Consider the following 18,042-nt stretch of genomic DNA (forward strand, 5'->3'; position numbering starts at 1 on the left):
GGCTATACCTATCCTGAACCATTCGAGGTGATTAAACGATGATCTGTACACACGAAGCGAAGGATGCCTGTTTCTCCAAAGTATCTCTGTTCCAGCATCTTGATCCATCCGAAGCTGCCTTGTTGATCTCCCTTCTGCATACCCGCAAATATAACAAAGGCGAAGTTGTTGTCCAGGAGGGCGAACGCTCCGATACGCTTTATGTGGTTCATCAGGGATGTGTGAAGTTGTCCAAATACAATGAAAATGGCAAGGAACATATTATCCGGTTTCTGTTTCCCGGCGATTTCTTCGGACAAGATTCCCTGTTACACCAAAAACCACATGCCGCAAACGCCGAAGTTCTGGAGCCTTCAGCCATCTGCTCTATCAGCAAGCATGACTTTGACCAATTACTTGAACATGATCCAAAGCTTGCTTATCATTTCCTGCTTGCCATTACCAAGCTGCTCCGTGAAACAGATGAATGGAACAGCTCGCTCAGTGCGATGACAACGGAACAGAAGATTGCCAAGTTGCTTTTGTATTTTCATACCCGAAATCAAGCAAAACATGAGATCCGCTTGCCTGTTTTCAAAAAAGATATGGCTCTGTTACTCGGGATCACACCCGAAACACTTAGTCGCAAACTTGCCATGATGCAAACTCAGGGACTGCTTCAGGTTACAGGAAACTGCATCCTTATTCTGCAATTGGAGCAGCTCAGGGAAAGAATTGAACCGCCTGCCCGAAGCCAATGAACTGGGTAAGAAAGCTTGTGAATGCGGAAGAAGCTGTTTTGGCAAAAAAAGAGTATCCGATCAGAACCACTCTGTTCGGATACTCTTTTTATATAAATTCAACTCATAGATCGGAAGCTTATTCTGTCATCTACAGATCCAACAACAGCGACACAAGCAATCCCATGGATGCAATCAAACCCACTACAGGTCCGCCCTCTTCAAAGGCTTCTGGCATCATCGTCGAGCAGATCATGGCAATGATTCCACCACCTGCAAATGCACCAATCGCTGCACCCATCTCCTCTGGAAGCTGCTCCAGAAACAGATATCCAACCAGTGCTGCAATCGCGGAGATCAACAGTACACTCAGCCACATTAATATGATTTTGCCACGACTGTATTTGCCCTGTAGTCCAACCGTACTGGACAGACCTTCAGGAATGTTGCTGACAAAGATCGATACTACCAGGACCACACTGACACCGTTACCGGCCAGCAAGCTGGCACCAAGCATGATGGATTCCGGGATAGCATCCATTACTGTTCCTGCAAAGATCCCAAGCCCGCTTTGGTTAGAGTCACCCGACTTTGCCGAACGTTTACGCCCTGCCCCTCCCTTTGCAGAAACGAGCAGGTCAAACAGGGTATACACAACGGCACCCGCCGTAAATCCAATGGCGGTAGGTATTATTCCTCCATCATTCAGCGCATCTCCGAGAAGTTCAAAGGTCGCTGCACCAATTAATGTTCCTGTCCCAAAAGCCATGATCCAGCCAATAACTCGTTTGGGAATCTTCAGAAACAAGGCTGCGAGTGCGCCAATGACAACCGCTGAGGCAGAGATGCCGCCCCACATGAATGCAGTCCACATCCGGGCCGACCCCTCTCTTGTTCAATCATATTCTATCATTCCATTAACCCAGGTTGAGTAATCAAAAACAGTGATGTGGCTTTACGGTGATCTATATCACCTGATGTGTTCAAAAATCACGTTATGATGAAATGATGTCGTCGTTCAGAACTATGAACACAGAGAGGAGAGATTCTCATGAGTAGGGTAAACAAAGATACAACAACGGAGTTTCTACAACAGTTCCCCATCTTCCAGGACCTTAGCCCCGAGGAATTAAAGCAAGTCGAAGATATCGCCATTTCCAGAAGCATTCAGAAGAAATCGGTTATTTTTAGCGAAGGAAGCGAAAAAGAAGCTGTCTTTTTTATCCGTACCGGCATTGTAAAGGCTTATAAAACCGATGAGAACGGGCATGAACAGATTGTCTCTTTCCTCAAAACAGGAGATATGTTCCCACACACCGGCTTTTTTAATGCGCACCCTTACCCGGCTACGGCAGAAGCCATTACCCCTACCGAACTACTAGCCATACCTGTCCGACTTTTCGAACGATTAATGCTGAGCACACCTTCAATTGCGATCAAAATTATGCGTGTGCTCGGTGATAAAATAAGAGAATTACAGGATAAATTGCAGGTGCTCTCTGGTCAGGATGTACGCAATCGTGTACTTTCCTTCCTTCTCATGCTTGCAGATCAGCACGGACAAATGCATGGAGACCAGATTATCATCAACCTGCCCATGACACATCAGGAGTTTGCCAACTCCATTGGAACTACAAGGGAAACAGCGAATCGGCTTTTAAACCAGCTTACAAAAGAGAATTTGCTCGAAGTGGATCGCAGCCGGATCATCATTCATGATTTGCAAGCTTTGAAGGAACAAAGGGATACGTGACCACCCTGCACCCAGCTACACTGTTTTCTCCCACGCTATTACATTACACTGTGTGTGCACAAAGAGACCTTAACGACCTTAATCGATGTTAAGGTCTCTTTCGCATGCGCAATTAGCAATATACGTATCAGGATATTGTTATTTTTGGCTTGCCCATGGCACTTTTTCCATACAGGATTCTGACTCAAATAAGGCGAGACTATGACATTAAAAAATGTGTGAGCAGGCTCACACAGCCCCCTCCTCACGTTTTCTATAATCAAATTGCAACGCCACACTATCCCATTTGGAGGAATGACACATGAACACATACGCAGCAACCATTAATGCCACGGAGTATCCACCGCATTTGAAACATAAAGTTATTTTCGAAACGTTTGATCAGTTGCAACCACAGGAATCCATGTTGCTCATTAACGATCACGATCCTAAGCCCCTACGATTCCAGTTCCAGTCCACACATCCCGATGGCTTCAACTGGGAGTATATTGAGCAGGGTCCTACAACCTTCCAGGTCAAAATCAGCAAATTATAGATTGGAGCTGAACCGCTATGGCGCACGTTGAAATCATTGACGATACTACACTCCGCATCACGCTGCGGCTGGAAGACGCCACAACCATGGTTCAAATGGCACAGCGTGAGCAAGCGGAATATGCGCAAGAGATTATCACCATTTACGAAATAATGCCTGTGTTCGAATATACTCATTTCTGTTTTTACGCCTATGACAGTGCAAGACTTTTTGAGCGTGTGCTCGGCATGGACCCCAAAGCCTACCTGTCCTTCTCCCTCGATGCGCCGGAGTCATTCTTCTATGCGCTGTACGGTGGAATGGCCGCCCTGTATGAATCAGCGCTACAGTTGGTACAGCAGGCGGATGCAGCTAGTGCAGGATCGGATGTGAACGCACATGTCTCCATCTGATGTCCATATTGTTGAATTGGATGTGCGTCCTCATCTGAGTAAAAAGTTAGAGCCGTTTCAACTGATCATGGACACGGTCAAAGGCCTTCAGCATGAAGATGTCTTTGTACTTCATGCTCCATTCAAACCAACGCCTCTGCTCGGTATTCTCAAGATGAAAGGGTACTCCAGCACATCGGAACGAAAGGGTTCAGATCACTGGGTCACCACGTTTGTGCACAAAAAAAACAAAACCGGTGCCAAAGCATTATCTGCAATGGTTTTATCTGGATCGGAAGTCGATTCTAAGCCCGGTTCAGACGAAGAATCAGCTTCATGCAATGGCCATCCAGAGGAGCAAGCTGTTGCGATTGAAAACTTTGAATCCCTACAGGCGCCCACCGTTATACTGGACAATCGCGGATTGGAACCGCCACAACCCATGATGCGAACACTTGCCGCACTGGAACGTTGCAAACCTGGGGAAGTCGTACTGATTCATAATGACCGTGTGCCAGTCTTCTTGATTGAAGAGTTAAATAATCTCGGTTGCCCCTTCACGGTTGAGGATCAAGCCGATGGTACGGCCAAAGTGAGAATTGAAAAAGGGTAAGGAGGCAAAAGCCATGTCCAGGTTGCCGTTTCTTTTTATCATCACGGGCATCTTTGGATTTGTAATGTATCACGCATTCTCTCTGCTCTCACTGACAGGCTGGCTTGGTGATGAACTCAGAGGACCCGAAGGCTGGTTTCATGCCCATCTGTTTGTGCTCGGGTGGGCAACCATGCTGGCTATGGGTGCCGTTTATCAGTTGATACATGTTATTTTGCAATCCAATATCTACAGTCTGTTTCTTGGTTATTGTCATTATTTCTTGTTCAGTATCGGAATCGTGGGCATGTTATACGGCTTCATCCGTGCAGATGTCATCTGGATTGCGGGTTCTGCTACACTCGCGCTCTCGGGCATTCTGTTGTTCGGATGGAATATGGCCGTTACCCTCTTCCGTGCCTCACAGTGGAATCCGGTAACGATCAGTGCAGCTTGTTCCTGTCTTTATCTGGTTCTAACCGGGCTTTCCGGTATGCTGATGGGTCTGAATTTTGCCTTTGGTGATTGGAATAGTCTGCATGAACGATTATTCGGTGCACATATCTGGATGGGAACACTAGGCTGGTTTGGCATGTTAATTACCGGCTTCAGTTACAAAATGCTTCCGATGTTCTACCTGTCCCACGATTATTCCATTCGACTGCAAAAAGTGGTCTTGGTTCTGTGGAATGCAGCTGTAGTTACAGGTGTTGTCGCATTTCTGACAGGTATCAAGGGAGGATTGCTCTGGCTTGCGCTCTTACTTCTAACCGCCGCCCTTCTCTTCTATGTGTATCACTTGGAGCAAATTCAGGAGAAACGGCACAAAAGTAACCCAGGTCCGGGCATTCGCTGGTCTGTGTATGTAAGCCGTGCGTTTGCTGTATATGCTGTTGCACTACTGATCTATTCCTCGCAAGGGACTGAGTTGCTGCTCCATCCACGTGTTGTTCTGCTGTCTGGATGGGTATATCTCGGGGGCTGGGTGTCTCTCACCATACTTGGTTATGCCTCCAAAATCGTGCCTTTTCTATGGTGGACCCACAAATATGGCAAGCAGGCAGGCAGACCCGGAACACCGCTGATGGCAGGTATGCTGAGTGAACGGTATGTCAATTGGGGTATGCTCGCCATGGTCGTTGGAAGCCTTTTGCTTATCAGTGGAATTCTGATTAATCTGGCTGAGGTCATGATGGTTGGAGGGACGATACTGTCTCTTGTCTCCATCATTTATATAACAAATATTGCTTTGGTATTCAGACGTTAACATTAATAAGGTGGACTGGAGAGTGAACATGATGGAACAAACCACGCATTTGCTGGAATGTCTCAAGGAAGTGTATGACCCTGAATTAGGTGTCAATATCGTTGACCTGGGTCTGGTGTATGAAGTAAGGGAAGAGCCTGAACGGGTACATGTACGAATGACGCTGACTACACCAGGTTGCCCGCTGCATGATACAATTGTTGGTGCGGTGAAATGGGTTTTGCAGGAAAATACAAATAAGACCGATATTGATGTTCAAGTCGTGTGGGAGCCACAATGGTCTCCACAGCTGATGTCGAATGAAGCCAAGGAAATGCTGGGATACTTCTAGGCAGAATGAACAGTGACCGGATGAATGAACAAATTGCTGCCGGAATACGAAAAAGCGTACTTAAGATCTGATACTCTCAGACCCAGGTATGCTTTTTGTTTGCTATGAGAACCACACTTGGTCAAGGCATTCTTGAATAAAAAATATAAATAAGGAAACTCCAGAATAGAGTTTCCCTTATATTAGTACCGATCAGTGAATCATTCTATCGATTCCTTGATATTAGATGTTAGATGTTAGATGTTAGATGTCCTTGGCATACGATACTGCTGGCACTTTGTTTAACACCACGAACAAACGAACCTCCTGATCTCCTGTATTTTGGAATGCGAACTCGACCTCACCGCCACAATGGATCACATCCTCTTGTTTCACCACTTGTTCTTTTCCATCCAGAATAAGTGTACCTGTGCCTTCGACCACCAGCAAAATAACATCTGTGCCCGGATGTTTATGAACGGGAAGCTGCTGACCTGGCAGAAAATGAAGTACAAAGGTCACTCCACCACCCTGTTGGAATAAAACTCGTTTCGTGAAACGGTCCTCACTGAATGTTTTGACTCCTTGCAGTGACGTGATACTCATGATAATCGTCCTCCTCGATAATATAATCTGTGAATACATTCATCTTATCGCAAGAAAGCCCGCGTTTCCTTGATCTGAATCAAGAAATGCGGGCAATGAACAAATCATAGTCGGTCCCTTATGGTCGTTTGTTTATAAGATGGTTACACCATCATTTTGCGCAGAGAAGCGATATATCTCGAACGTATAATGATGAAATAAAACGTCTGTGCAAGTACAAAGGCACCAAATACAGTCAACACCGGCATCGTATAATTGGTAATACCGAATTCAGTCAGGAATGGCTTAACCACCACCAAAGTTTCAATGATAGCTACTCCGATCGGTAAAAAGAACAAAATGGCAATCTGAACGGTGGATGATCGTTTCATCTCCTGGAAACTGAGACCCATTTTCGAAAGAGAATGCACCATCCTTCCATCCGCTTCAAGATCGGTATGCAGTCTGAAATACAAAAAGCTTGCGGAAGAGATCGAGAAGATTAATCCGATAAATATGCCCAGGAAGGTAAAGAGTGCTGTACCCTGTCTGAATCTTTCAAAATCATCGTACCGCGTACTCAGATATCCAGACTGGTTATCCGTTGAAGCGTTGCTGCTTCGGATGGAATCCGCGGAGGATAGAAGCTGATCGCTAACCATGGCTTCCGAAGAGTGGCGATCAGGTACAGCATGACCCCATGCAGGAATCTGATACAGGTATTTACCAGATATCATATTATCTTTGATCTGTTGGGCAATCTCTTCATACTTCTCATCCGGTAGGACAACTACACCTGTAGCATAGAGTAGGGTTCCAAACTGTGGATCGATATCTGTATCCGTAACCCTAACTTCCAGCGGACTAGCATTCAGAGTCAACGTCAACTTGTCTCCCTTCGCATAATCACGAAATCTGTTGCGCTTTATCTGATCCTGACCCTTCTCATTGCGGGTATCCACAAATACAGCGGACCCGGTATCCAATTGGAACATCTTTCTCCCTTGTGTCAGATTGTATTGGTTGTATTGACTAAGCGGCATAACCGAGACAGCACTCTGATCTGCATCAGACCAGAAATATTCAATATAGACTTGCTGATAATCCAAGCCTGCGTCTTCAAGTTTCGAATCAATAGCGCTCATATCCAGTTGCTCTGTTGGTCTGAATACGTTGTATTGAATTGCAAAATCGTTGTTTGTAAACTGTTCCCGGTTCTCCTGATCCAGTGACAAAATTACAACTGCACTCATTGAAGCAATCGCAATCACCACGGTCACCATAAAGAGCATGCGGGCATTATCCTTCATTTTATAACTCATCTCTGAGATCCACAACAGACGTGTACCATGCCATACCGTTTTACGATTACGTTTCAATAAACGGATGATGAGCACGGAAAGTTGTGAATAGAAAAAATACGTCCCGGCTATCCCTGTTATTGCTGCAAGCATGATTGTTCCGCCATTTAACCCGTTACGGAGTACCACAAAACCTACTGTAAGTAATGCAAAACCCAGAAGTGAGAAGAACCATGAAGCTTTGGGCTCTTTTTTAGGTTTGTTGGTTCCCGTCAAAAGTTCTAACGTCCGTTTGTTTCCGATAAAAACCAATGTGAAAAGTGAAATGCAGAAAAATAATAACAGAAAGGCCCCGATCGTAATCAGAATCGCTTTCACGGGAAAATAAAAGGGCAGATCATCCATCCCGATAAAACGAGTGGTTAACATCAGGAACAACTTGGACAACAACATACCTCCGCCGATACCGGCAATAATGGACAGGCAGCCGATCAACATGTTTTCCAAAATGACCAATCTCCGAATCTGTGCGGGTTCTGCACCAAGTATGGTCAGAATGCCAAACTCTTTGTTCCGTGATTTGAGAAAAGCACTGATGGAATACATAACAAAGAAAAATGCAAACACATACACAATAACCGAAGCGATCTGCATCCCCGTAGCGGTTGTGTCACCCATTGGCAACTCTGCCACATATGGATGATAGATAAATACCGCATACGCGAAGAAAATCATGACCATAAACACACTGCTAAGAAAAAAAGCAATATACGCTCGCCCATTCCGGCGAATATTGTTAAACGCGAACTGAGGAAAGCTCATGTGAATTCCCTCCCCAGAAGGATAAAGTATCAATGATCCGCTGGAAGAACGTCTGTCGATTATCTCCGCGGTGTACCTCGGCTGCCAGTTTTCCATCCTTGATGAACACGATACGGTTACAATAACTTGCAGCAAGCGGGTCATGTGTGACCAACATAATGGTTGTTTTCTCCTGCTGGTTCATCTGTTCAAGTGACTCCATGACCGCTTGGGATGACGTAGAATCCAGCGCACCGGTGGGTTCATCCGCCAAAACAATCGAAGGCATATTGATCATGGATCTCGCAATGGCTGTCCGTTGTCGCTGTCCGCCCGAAATTTCATAGACTCGTTTATCCAGAATATGATCAATCCCAAGCTTCGCTGTAATGCGATGTAGTCTGCTCTCCATCTCCTTTAGTTTGACCTTGTCCAGTGTCAATGGAAGTACAATATTCTCAGCAACAGTCAGCGTGTCCAACAGATTGAAATCCTGAAAGACAAATCCGAGTTCCCGACGTCGGAACATGGCAAGTTCTTTCTTTTTCATATCAAACGGGTTCATGCCATTAATCAGCACCTTGCCTGAGCTGGGTTCATCAATGGTGGAGACCATGTTTAACAATGTGGTTTTGCCACTGCCCGACGGGCCCATAATACCCACAAACTCACCTTGCTTGATTGTCAGATGAATATCACTAAGGGCTTGAGTCTGCACTTTGCCCTGATATACTTTGTTCAGTCCCGATACCTGTAACATTTCCATGCGTAATTCCCTCCTAATCCGTCATTCTTTATACGTTAATTCTATTCTTATCCTAACTGACCTCCCGTAACGGTGCTATCGAATTACCTTAAACTTCCCTTACAACGCGTTTAAGGTTCTGTTCCCCTGCCTTCTCTATGACACTTCTGTGCATTAAAAAAAGCACCTCGCCCATGGGCAAAGCGCTCTTTACTTCGGATATTTCGAATGAATCCAGCTGAATCTGACCAACGTTCCCTCATTTGGCTCCGAAAACAACTCCACACGGTTATCCAGGCGGGCACTGATCTCACGAACCAGATATAATCCCATTCCAGTAGATTCGTGATATTGTCTGCCCCGTTCACCTGTAAAATAGGGATTGAATACGCGATGAATATCCTCGGACGAGATGCCGATTCCCTCATCCTGAATGTCCAGGATTGTACGCTCTTCCTGCTTATAGCCTGTAATGATCACTTTTTTGCCTGATTTGCTATCGGAATAGTTCACGGCATTGGTCAAAATCTGGGTGAACATGAACCGTAGCCACTTGGAATCACTGTATATCTGAAGGTCGCCCTCCATACGGATATCCGGCGTAATGCCTCTGCGAATAAACAAACGTCGGTTCTCTGCAATGCTACTCCGAAGCACCTCATGCAGAGACAACAGCTCCACACGAAAATCCCCTTCGAACTGTTCAAGCCTTGATGAATGCAAGACCATTTCAAGTCCTTTGCGCATTTTATCCAGCTCATCCTGAATACTTCCAGCCGTCTCATCGTCCACATCTTCCAAGGTCAGTTGGATAATGGACAACGGGGTCTTCATCTGATGAACCCAGCGATTCATGAATACCACCTGCTGTTCCTTGCTAGTACGTAACTGCCCCATCTCGTTCTGCCGATTACGCTCCAGTTCATGTAACAATTGCTGGATGGCTTCCGCCACGACCGAATTTCCAAGCGTTTGGAAAGGTTCGTTTACCAGTTTACGTGGTTGTTGAAGCAGACGGTAATATGCTCGCAACTGGAAGTAACGAGTGACCAGATAGACCAACAGCACAACAGTACTGATCAGCATGCCATAGAGAACAATCTTCATCGGACGGCCCTCACCAGAGAGCCAGTAGACACACGGAACCAGCAGCATCTGTAACACATAAAATCCGACTAACATCAGGTGGTCTTTCAGGAAAAGTCTCATTTCCCTTTCCCCTGTGCGGATGAATCCAGATCCAACACACGATAACCCGCTCCGCGAACCGTCTCCAAAATCTCTTCTGCACCCAGCTCCTTCAACTTCCGGCGAACACGTGTAATATAGACATTCAACGTATTATCATCAATAAAATGCTGATCTTCCCACATCTGTTCTAACAATTTTTCTCGGCTGACAACTCGCCCTGCCTTCGCCATCAGCGCTTCCACCAGTATCGCTTCCTTCTGTGTCAGCTCGGTAGAACGCTCATCATATTCCAATACAAATCGCTCAGGATAAAGGATCATGGGACCGTTCTTCACCTTCACTTCCTGTTGAACAGCAGCGTAAGAACCATAGGCTCTGCGCAGCTGACTACGGACTTTGGCAAGAACAACTTCATATTGAAAAGGTTTTGTAATATAATCATCCGCTCCATGTTCCAACGCCATAATCTGATCCATACCACTATCACGAGCCGATATGAATAAAATGGGACATATGGAATGTGTGCGAATCTGCCTGCACCAGTAGTATCCATCATATTGAGGCAAATTCACATCCATCAGCACAAGGTCCGGCTTCACTTCCACAAATTCATCCAGTACATGACGAAAATCATCTGTGACCTGTACCTGGAATCCATTTCGGGTCAGATAAGCCGCCAGCAATCCTGCTAACTTGGCATCATCTTCAACCAACAATATCGACTGCATCATTTAACCCTCTTTCCGTTTCCTGACGTCAGTGTATCACATCTAGTTACCCATTCTAGTCGGAAACGGCTTGAAAATAAAGGGTCAGACCACGAGACGCCCCCTCTTCTCTGCCAACCCAATGATGGCTTCCACCCCTGAATTAAACTCAAGAAAGTCCTGCTCGACCCCATCACTGAAAATAACACCATCCTCTGGCATCTGGGATACAATGTGCAGTGGTTGCTTTGAATGGATCTGTCCAAACACGAGATTGGCCGCAGTCGTTCGGCTCGGAAAAGGTTCACGTACTGAAAAATATAAGTACGGCGCATCCCAGTTAAAATGATTCAGATCTTGCCTGCTTCCATGAATGGATGCTGATGCTGTAGCGACCTCCACTTCGGAATTCATGTTCTGCCATGCAGCGGACCCTACAATTCCGGTGGCGCCGGCCAGCACACTTTTGAACCAGCCTGTCGATCCCATGCCTGTGGATACAATGATGCCACTAGAAGATTGTTGTTCTGTGGATGAACCCAAACGCACTTCATAACGAGCCGATACATGTGTCTTACGACCAATGAACAGATCATTCACACCATATAGATACTGTCCATCATTGAGTTCTACTTTGGCGAGAGTGACTTCTTTCAAGGTTCGTTGCTTTCGAATGACATCAGGGACAATGAAGCTGAGATCCTCTACGGTAAAAGGTAATAATACCCCGTCCCACCGCATCGGATCCGGATTCACACCAATGAGCGGTTGCTCGGTCACATACTTGAGGGTATTGGCTACAAGCCCATCCTGTCCAACTACGACCACGATATCCTGCTCTCCAAAGATAAAATTGGGCACATGTTCCCGATCAATCGTCTGAACCCGTCCCAATTGGCCCAATTGCTGCTGTGCCTGCTGCACAGATAGCCGATAACGACGGTCTTCCTCCATATAATCACTGAAGTCTGCGCCCAGACGTTCAATATAGAACTGAGCTTGCTGCACCGTGTTATATCGAACCACCAGCTCTTCCAGTCGGGTCCGGCGTTTCACCAGAATCAGCTTGTGTTCACTCATCCGATCATCTGCCGTGGCCTGCTGACGTACTGATTTCCCTGCCTGCTCTGCTTGCTCTCTTCTTCCTAATCTCATCTCGCTCGACCTCCCTGATCTCTGCCTGGCGCAGGAGACATTAATCCCTGTAACAGATCCGGCGAGATATTTAGTTGCCCAATCTTGCCTGCATTTTCAGCCAGTTCCTGGAACGCGAGTGCGATCAGCTTATCAGAATTCATGCCCATATTCGCCATTGCTTGCAGTACATTCGGCTGTACATTTTGCAAAGAGTTCATCATGGCAGCAATCTCATACGCTTTGGCATCTGCCTCGGCATTGTGATTAGCAATAGTTAACTCAATCAGCTGCTGCTTCCGTTCCTCCATCGCTGTATTGAACTGAAGTTGCTCCTGCTCCATCTCATTTTGTTTCTGTTTCACCGAGCGCTCAGCCTGCAATTGGGTCTCACGAATCTGCTGTTTCTTCGTCTCTATGGCAATTTCGGTGTTCAGTTCGTTCTCTTTCACTCGTCTTTCCTGTTCAATCGAGGCATTACGACGTACATAGAGCGCTTCATCTGCCTGACGCAAAATCTCTTCCCGCGCTTGTGCTTCCAATGCACGCATCGTCTCTTTATTAGGCAGAATGGCCAGTATTGATAGACTCATCAGCTCAACGCCCAGTTTCTCCAACTCTTCACTTTGCACAACTTCGCGTTTCATGCTGCTCGCCAGTCGTTCACTGGATTGAATAGCTTCTTTCAGCGGCATTTGTTCCAGATGTTTCTTGGTCAGTACTTTGGCTGTGGTGATCACCCGTTGATCCAGCTTACCGGGGTCGTCGGAGATATACCGATTCTTGCGCAAATTGTACGTGTAATTCAGGCTCTGGGTTATTTTCAGGTAATCCACAATGCGATAGCTTAGCTGCCCTTGCACAGTAACCGTCTGATAATCCGCCGTAATCTCTTCGAACATGAACGGTACATCCACCGAGGATACGGGTAGAACCACTACCGATGTGGTCGGCTCATAGTAATAGAAGGACAATCCGACACCTTTACGTTGTACCTCACCATTTTTCACTTTCATGACATACTCACTGGGTTGAAATTTCGCAAATCGGAATCCAAACATGGCTCATTCCCCATTTCTTAATATTGTCATTTTGATATTATCGAAATGATAACAAATGAATTCAATATTGTCAATACGACATTAACAAATTGTTTATATGCCTATTTAGAGAAAGCGGGTCCGTTCTATATAAGTTGAACTAAAGATTATTTACACTGACACTCCGATGACAGAATAACCTTCTAATCGCTGTTATCCCCAGATTTTTTCGATTCCCTTTTCTAAAGGGAAAATCCGGTGATAAAGGCGAACGCTTCGCTTTTTCAGTTTTTTCTGTCCTCTCCGTTATCGTGTAAATCATTAGTTAAACTTATATAATCTCTTTTCACAAAAAATAAAGAGACCGAATCCTATGATCCGATCTCTTTACCTGCTTTGTTATTTTCTATTCATGCGTGTTAATGATGCCATTAGGCACCTTTCGTAATCAAAAGCGGACTTTTCTAACTATCTCTAATACAGTTGTTCCATCATTCTGGCGACTGCAACAGCCCCTTGTGCACGGTTCGCTGTTTCTTTCGGAGCAAACGTGCCATCAGGCATGCCATTTAGCAGTCCAAGTTGTTGCATCGAGGCTACAGCTTCTTTGGCGTATGCCGCGATCTCGGTGTTGTCTACAAACATCATATTTCCTTGTACAGCATTGGTCGCATCCTGATCATGTTGCACAACCTTCAGTGCTCTGTTCAGCATAACGGCCATGTCTTCTCGCGAAATACGTTCATTGGCTCCGAAGCTTCCATCTGCCCGGCCTTGAATAATGTTCATTTCAATTCCAAGTCGTACTGAATTGGCATACCACTGCCCTTCCTTCACATCCGTTGGGACTGAAATAGATGGATCCGGCTGGTGTGTATCACCAATACCTTTAATAATCATTTGCAAAAATTGTGCTCTGGTCAGTTCACCTTTCGGGGCAAAACGAGTTGCGCTCATCCCCGTAATAATCCCTTTACCATATAGGTTCTGCACCTCTTGGAGAGCCCAATTGTGATTTTGCAGATCATTTAATGGTACTTCAACTTCTGCAATGACATAACTGCCGGATTCCAGCGGTTTGAACGCCATCGTTTTGGTCTTATCATCGTACTTGGAATACGTAACAGGTTTCATTTCTCCACTTGTGGATATGGAATGTACAACCATAACTACATCATTCTTTTTAGGTTGCTCCACATTGGATAGAGCAACTTCAACTGCTCTGTTTGTCCATTGCAATGGCTTATTGTTCATTAACAAATTCACATCAACAATCGCATGATTACCGATCGCTGCTTTTTGCGATGTAGTCAGTGTATCTGTCGATCCTTTTGACACTACGATATCGAACGTTCCCTCAGTCTCCGCAATGGTTAGTGGGAGTGATCTCAGAGGAACACGAACGGTAGTCTGTCCTACAACTACATCTAGGGATTGCACTTCCTCGGAACGAAACCATGCTGCCAGCTGACTTGCAGCCAATTGGAATGTGACTGTCTTGGCTCTGTCAGGCACATCTGCAATCAGCTTCAACGTACGATTTCCTACATCCATCGATTGCAGTGCATGAGTTAATTGGGATGCATCTGGACGAATTGAATACTTCTCATCCCCGGCTGTCGTTCCTTTTAACGTGATCGATCCCTTCTCCGGTGCAGTACCCGCTCCAACTGGTGGGGTTACAGACGGATTCCCCGTCGATGGTGCTGTTCCCGGGTTGGAAGGTTGTGAAGGTACACTTGGTTCTGATGGCTGGCCAGGGCCAGGTGTTACATCTTGACGTACAAGCTTACTCACAGCATCTTGTAACGCACGATCCGCATTGCTCACATCTTGCATTGAAGATTCAACATCCAGAATGAATGCCTTCGCTTCAGAAAGTGCCTTACTAAATACATTCCAGCTTGATGTCGTGTATTCGGTTTGTTTTAATTTCTCAGCGGTATCTACAGTAGTTTGCAGTGCAGATTTGTCCGCTGGGAACGTACCGTATGCTTCAAATTCCATGAATCCTACCCATGTGGGACCTGTTTTAATCGTTACCCGAATGTAACGTCCCTCCGTGCCTTCTGGAAGTACATGGCTAGGTGCGGTTGATACAACAACATCACTTGTGGTGTCCACTACTTTCACAAAATTTTTGTTATCGTTGGACACTTCGATCGTATATTTGATGCCGCCACTCCACATCGACATTTCGATTTTACGGAGGTTAGCAACCTGACCCAAATCCACTTGCCACCAGCTATCCTTACTCTCGTCTGTTCCCCATGAAGTGTTCGGATTGTTGTCAATTGCACCTTCAGGAGAGTTGGCTTGATTGCCTCCTGTCCCTGCACTACTTGAAGCCGTTGCCGTTTTTCCCGTTGTTAAAGCCTCCAGAGAGACTAGATTAGTAAAGGCTTGTTTCAACGTACTCAGTGCTGAATTCACCTCAGACTGGACAACAGCATTGTTATCTCGGACCTGAATCGCTGCCTGCAAAGACTGTTCCAATACAGACCAGCTCCGGCGTGTATAGGAAGATTTAGTCTGCTGCTGCATTTGTTGAATGTACTGGTGCAGTTGTGTTTTGTCCACATTGGATAGACCTTGAATGGCATCATGCAAACGTTTAACCGCTGTATTCGCATCCGTCTGTGTTGCTCTTGGATCATTCAAGATCTGATCAGCGCCTTCCAGCGTTTTGGTCAATACCGCCCAAGTGGCCGCAGACCAGTCAGCCTGCTGATACGTACGCGCTTCCGCTATTTTAGCTCTGAGCTCGTCAAGCTGCGGGGTGATAACCTGCATCTGCTGCATCACACGTTCCAATGCTGTTGTCGCTGCATCTGTATCTAATTGAGTTACCCCACCCGGCGTGTATGCCTGTTGGTATACATCATTCGCTGTCGAGATTGCCGGAGCCAGAGTCACCCAGCTATCCAGAGTAAAATCAGTCCGTACCAATGATTTGGCTCGTGTAAGTGCCGCATCAAGTTGCTGGCGGTCTGCGGGCAGAAGACTCAATCCACGTTTGTACACATCAAGGGACCATAACGCTCTGCCTTCATACGAATGCCCGCCGTTGGCCGGAAATTCATCATAGTCAAACATCGCTTGGTTCTCCCATGCATTACCTTCGGATGCAATCCAGCCTACACCCGCCGGAATCCACGCTGGCTCCCAGTAGAAGAAACCTGCGCCATGATTATCTGGCACGTTCGCAATCATGTCCATAATGCCGGCAATAGCATCATATTGACCTTGAACGGTTGCGGGGAAGTCTGCTCCCCCAACATGAAGCGCTTCATCTGATCCAATGATGTTACCGTGTGCATCCCCGTTTTTGTAGGAAAACGGATAGGACGTTTCAGCGATAATGACATCTTTGCCAAACTCGACTGACACTTCATTCATCGTTTTCTGTACATCCGCAAATGTCCCATGCCAGAACGGGTAATACGATAGTCCGATAATGTCATAGTCCAATTTGCCTTTACGTAACTCTTCAAAGTACCATTTAAACGTATCCACCTTGCCACCTTCAGCCAAATGGATCATAATCTTCACCTTATCCGCGTTATCGGTGATCTCCCCTTCTACTGCACGTACAGCATCAACTCCGCTTTTTAGCAATGCAACATTTTGCTCGAAATCCACGTCACTGCTCAAGCCGTTCAGAACACCACTGTTGATCTCATTACCGATCTGCACCATATCAGGCATAGCGTCTGCGGCCTTCATCTCACTTACAACTTCATACGTGTAGTTGTATACGGCCTGCTTCAGCTCTTCGGGCGAAAGACCTTCCCAAGCTTTGGGACGAAGCTGCTGGCCCGGGTGCGCCCACTCATCCGAGTAGTGGAAATCCAACAGGATCTTCATACCTTTTTTCTTCACCCGCTCGGCCAAACGAATGACATCTTTCTTATCGTTATAGCCCCCTGATTTCTGTGGATCATTCCACAGACGAAGACGCACATAATTGACACCGCGATCCTTGAGAATATCGAGCAAATCACGCTCTGTACCGTTGCTGTCCACGTATTTGCCGCCTTTGTCCTCAATGGCAGTCAACGTGGAAATATCAACACCTCTAACATAGTCTGCACGATATCCCTCAACGATCACTTTAGCTTTAAGCTGAGGTTCTGGAGGCGCACCATATACAACTCCTGTTACCGTAAATTCGCCTGCAGAGGCGTATTGCATAGGGTCGATATAATCCCAAGTCACAGGTACCATTCCCGATTTTTCATTCTGAAACTGTGCCTTTACCTCGTTGGGCAGAATTGGCGCACTTCTGGTCACCGTTCTCACTTCGATCTCATCATATCCTTTAATATTGGCTGGTTCAGTTCCTTCTGCTTCTCCCCACACTTTGAACTCCAATATTTCCGGCCAGACACCCTCACCCTTGTAAAAAGATATGTTCAATCTGATGTATCGCACATCATTCTGCTGAAACGTCAGATCAGCGATCTGTTTGGGATCGGCATTTTCATTTTGATCAGCAACGTTGGTCCATGCCTGCTGATCAGCAGATGTTTCTACCATATATTTCACAACCGTGTTTTCTCTCCACGTTATCTCCGCTCCGGACAGATTGTAGTCTTCACCCAGATCAATCATCACCCACTGTGGTTGTTCCGTTGTCACTCCAGCCTTAGCAGCCCAATGCGTGTCACTTTTACCATCAACCAAGTGCTCCCTTTTGCTCCAATGCTCCAAATATTCTGTGCTTACCGTAACCGCCTTGTTAAGTGCCACGTTCACTTTTGCATCTTCTGCAGCCGCTGGACGAACCATCAACCCCAGATCACAGAACAGCATCAGCAATACCAGACACCCGCTTATGTACCTCTTGTTCACTCTTGATCTCCCCCTTTTTGTGTTTGATTGTGCATGGATCAATGAATGTTATGATTCCTCCTCATTGTAAGCGCTTAATAGTGATGGGTAACACGGCATTTTCCAAAGGAAACAGCAGTTATTTTAACAATATGATT

At 46.0% G+C, this 18,042-nt stretch carries 16 protein-coding genes; 7 read left to right on the forward strand and 9 right to left on the reverse strand.

What is annotated here, in order from left to right:
* The first annotated feature begins 38 nt into the window (after window positions 1–38).
* A complete protein-coding gene (locus NSQ20_RS19630) occupies window positions 39–740 on the forward strand; it encodes a Crp/Fnr family transcriptional regulator (protein ID WP_340030665.1) in 702 nt (233 codons plus the stop codon).
* 130 nt (window positions 741–870) lie between these two features.
* Here NSQ20_RS19630 and NSQ20_RS19635 read toward each other — a convergent pair whose 3' ends face one another.
* Window positions 871–1,593 carry a ZIP family metal transporter gene (locus NSQ20_RS19635; RefSeq protein ID WP_340030667.1) on the reverse strand — a complete coding sequence of 241 codons (723 nt, stop codon included), beginning with the start codon at window positions 1,591–1,593 and terminating at the stop codon, window positions 871–873.
* A gap of 177 nt (window positions 1,594–1,770) precedes the next feature.
* On the opposite strand from NSQ20_RS19635, the gene NSQ20_RS19640 reads away from it, so the two are divergent.
* From NSQ20_RS19640 to NSQ20_RS19665, 6 genes are all read left to right on the forward strand, one after another.
* The gene (locus NSQ20_RS19640) at window positions 1,771–2,472 is read left to right on the forward strand and encodes a Crp/Fnr family transcriptional regulator (protein ID WP_036613360.1); all 702 of its coding nucleotides are present in this window, start codon (window positions 1,771–1,773) and stop codon (window positions 2,470–2,472) included.
* Window positions 2,473–2,773: 301 nt separating this feature from the next.
* The gene (locus NSQ20_RS19645) at window positions 2,774–3,007 is read left to right on the forward strand and encodes a DUF2249 domain-containing protein (protein ID WP_036613358.1); all 234 of its coding nucleotides are present in this window, start codon (window positions 2,774–2,776) and stop codon (window positions 3,005–3,007) included.
* 17 nt (window positions 3,008–3,024) lie between these two features.
* Window positions 3,025–3,399 carry a hypothetical protein gene (locus NSQ20_RS19650; RefSeq protein ID WP_051447303.1) on the forward strand — a complete coding sequence of 125 codons (375 nt, stop codon included), beginning with the start codon at window positions 3,025–3,027 and terminating at the stop codon, window positions 3,397–3,399.
* A complete protein-coding gene (locus NSQ20_RS19655; RefSeq protein ID WP_340030669.1) occupies window positions 3,386–3,991 on the forward strand; it encodes a DUF2249 domain-containing protein in 606 nt (201 codons plus the stop codon). The genes NSQ20_RS19650 and NSQ20_RS19655 overlap by 14 nt, the downstream gene beginning before the upstream one ends.
* Before the next feature lie 13 nt (window positions 3,992–4,004).
* A complete protein-coding gene (locus NSQ20_RS19660) occupies window positions 4,005–5,237 on the forward strand; it encodes a hypothetical protein (protein WP_340030670.1) in 1,233 nt (410 codons plus the stop codon).
* 28 nt (window positions 5,238–5,265) lie between these two features.
* On the forward strand, window positions 5,266–5,568 hold the full coding sequence (locus NSQ20_RS19665) for a metal-sulfur cluster assembly factor (protein WP_197997654.1): 303 nt from the start codon (window positions 5,266–5,268) through the stop codon (window positions 5,566–5,568).
* A 243-nt stretch (window positions 5,569–5,811) separates the two neighbouring features.
* Here NSQ20_RS19665 and NSQ20_RS19670 read toward each other — a convergent pair whose 3' ends face one another.
* The 8 genes from NSQ20_RS19670 to NSQ20_RS19705 form a co-directional block, all read right to left on the reverse strand.
* Entirely contained in the window at window positions 5,812–6,153 is a 342-nt protein-coding gene (locus NSQ20_RS19670) for a cupin domain-containing protein (protein WP_340030672.1), read from the reverse strand.
* A 143-nt stretch (window positions 6,154–6,296) separates the two neighbouring features.
* The gene (locus tag NSQ20_RS19675) at window positions 6,297–8,255 is read right to left on the reverse strand and encodes an ABC transporter permease (RefSeq protein WP_340030674.1); all 1,959 of its coding nucleotides are present in this window, start codon (window positions 8,253–8,255) and stop codon (window positions 6,297–6,299) included.
* Complete coding sequence (locus NSQ20_RS19680) at window positions 8,230–9,000, reverse strand: ABC transporter ATP-binding protein (protein WP_036613332.1); 771 nt, start codon at window positions 8,998–9,000, stop codon at window positions 8,230–8,232. The genes NSQ20_RS19675 and NSQ20_RS19680 overlap by 26 nt, the downstream gene beginning before the upstream one ends.
* Before the next feature lie 189 nt (window positions 9,001–9,189).
* Window positions 9,190–10,188: a sensor histidine kinase gene (locus tag NSQ20_RS19685; RefSeq protein WP_340030676.1), complete on the reverse strand. Its 999-nt coding sequence runs from the start codon at window positions 10,186–10,188 to the stop codon at window positions 9,190–9,192.
* Window positions 10,185–10,898 (reverse strand): response regulator transcription factor, encoded by a 714-nt coding sequence (locus tag NSQ20_RS19690; RefSeq protein WP_076328437.1) that lies wholly within the window; start codon window positions 10,896–10,898, stop codon window positions 10,185–10,187. Before NSQ20_RS19690 ends, NSQ20_RS19685 begins: the two co-directional genes overlap by 4 nt.
* Before the next feature lie 84 nt (window positions 10,899–10,982).
* A complete protein-coding gene (locus NSQ20_RS19695) occupies window positions 10,983–11,957 on the reverse strand; it encodes a sugar kinase (protein WP_340033045.1) in 975 nt (324 codons plus the stop codon).
* A gap of 71 nt (window positions 11,958–12,028) precedes the next feature.
* Window positions 12,029–13,072: an SPFH domain-containing protein gene (locus tag NSQ20_RS19700; RefSeq protein ID WP_340030678.1), complete on the reverse strand. Its 1,044-nt coding sequence runs from the start codon at window positions 13,070–13,072 to the stop codon at window positions 12,029–12,031.
* 453 nt (window positions 13,073–13,525) lie between these two features.
* Window positions 13,526–17,905 (reverse strand): glycosyl hydrolase 53 family protein, encoded by a 4,380-nt coding sequence (locus tag NSQ20_RS19705; RefSeq protein ID WP_340030679.1) that lies wholly within the window; start codon window positions 17,903–17,905, stop codon window positions 13,526–13,528.
* Between the last annotated feature and the right edge of the window lie 137 nt (window positions 17,906–18,042).

The sequence above is a fragment of the Paenibacillus sp. FSL K6-1122 genome (assembly GCF_037977015.1).
Taxonomy (GTDB): Bacteria; Bacillota; Bacilli; order Paenibacillales; family Paenibacillaceae; genus Paenibacillus; species Paenibacillus amylolyticus.

Bases quoted from the DNA above. Each gene is read 5' to 3' on its own strand.
- NSQ20_RS19630 (WP_340030665.1), top strand. From the start codon at position 39: ATGATCTGTACACACGAAGCGAAGGATGCCTGTTTCTCCAAAGTATCT.
- NSQ20_RS19635 (WP_340030667.1), bottom strand. From the start codon at position 1,593: ATGTGGACTGCATTCATGTGGGGCGGCATCTCTGCCTCAGCGGTTGTC.
- NSQ20_RS19700 (WP_340030678.1), bottom strand. From the start codon at position 13,072: ATGTTTGGATTCCGATTTGCGAAATTTCAACCCAGTGAGTATGTCATG.
- NSQ20_RS19655 (WP_340030669.1), top strand. From the start codon at position 3,386: ATGTCTCCATCTGATGTCCATATTGTTGAATTGGATGTGCGTCCTCAT.
- NSQ20_RS19690 (WP_076328437.1), bottom strand. From the start codon at position 10,898: ATGCAGTCGATATTGTTGGTTGAAGATGATGCCAAGTTAGCAGGATTG.
- NSQ20_RS19695 (WP_340033045.1), bottom strand. From the start codon at position 11,957: ATGAGTGAACACAAGCTGATTCTGGTGAAACGCCGGACCCGACTGGAA.
- NSQ20_RS19660 (WP_340030670.1), top strand. From the start codon at position 4,005: ATGTCCAGGTTGCCGTTTCTTTTTATCATCACGGGCATCTTTGGATTT.
- NSQ20_RS19640 (WP_036613360.1), top strand. From the start codon at position 1,771: ATGAGTAGGGTAAACAAAGATACAACAACGGAGTTTCTACAACAGTTC.
- NSQ20_RS19685 (WP_340030676.1), bottom strand. From the start codon at position 10,188: ATGAGACTTTTCCTGAAAGACCACCTGATGTTAGTCGGATTTTATGTG.
- NSQ20_RS19650 (WP_051447303.1), top strand. From the start codon at position 3,025: ATGGCGCACGTTGAAATCATTGACGATACTACACTCCGCATCACGCTG.
- NSQ20_RS19665 (WP_197997654.1), top strand. From the start codon at position 5,266: ATGATGGAACAAACCACGCATTTGCTGGAATGTCTCAAGGAAGTGTAT.
- NSQ20_RS19675 (WP_340030674.1), bottom strand. From the start codon at position 8,255: ATGAGCTTTCCTCAGTTCGCGTTTAACAATATTCGCCGGAATGGGCGA.
- NSQ20_RS19645 (WP_036613358.1), top strand. From the start codon at position 2,774: ATGAACACATACGCAGCAACCATTAATGCCACGGAGTATCCACCGCAT.
- NSQ20_RS19680 (WP_036613332.1), bottom strand. From the start codon at position 9,000: ATGGAAATGTTACAGGTATCGGGACTGAACAAAGTATATCAGGGCAAA.
- NSQ20_RS19670 (WP_340030672.1), bottom strand. From the start codon at position 6,153: ATGAGTATCACGTCACTGCAAGGAGTCAAAACATTCAGTGAGGACCGT.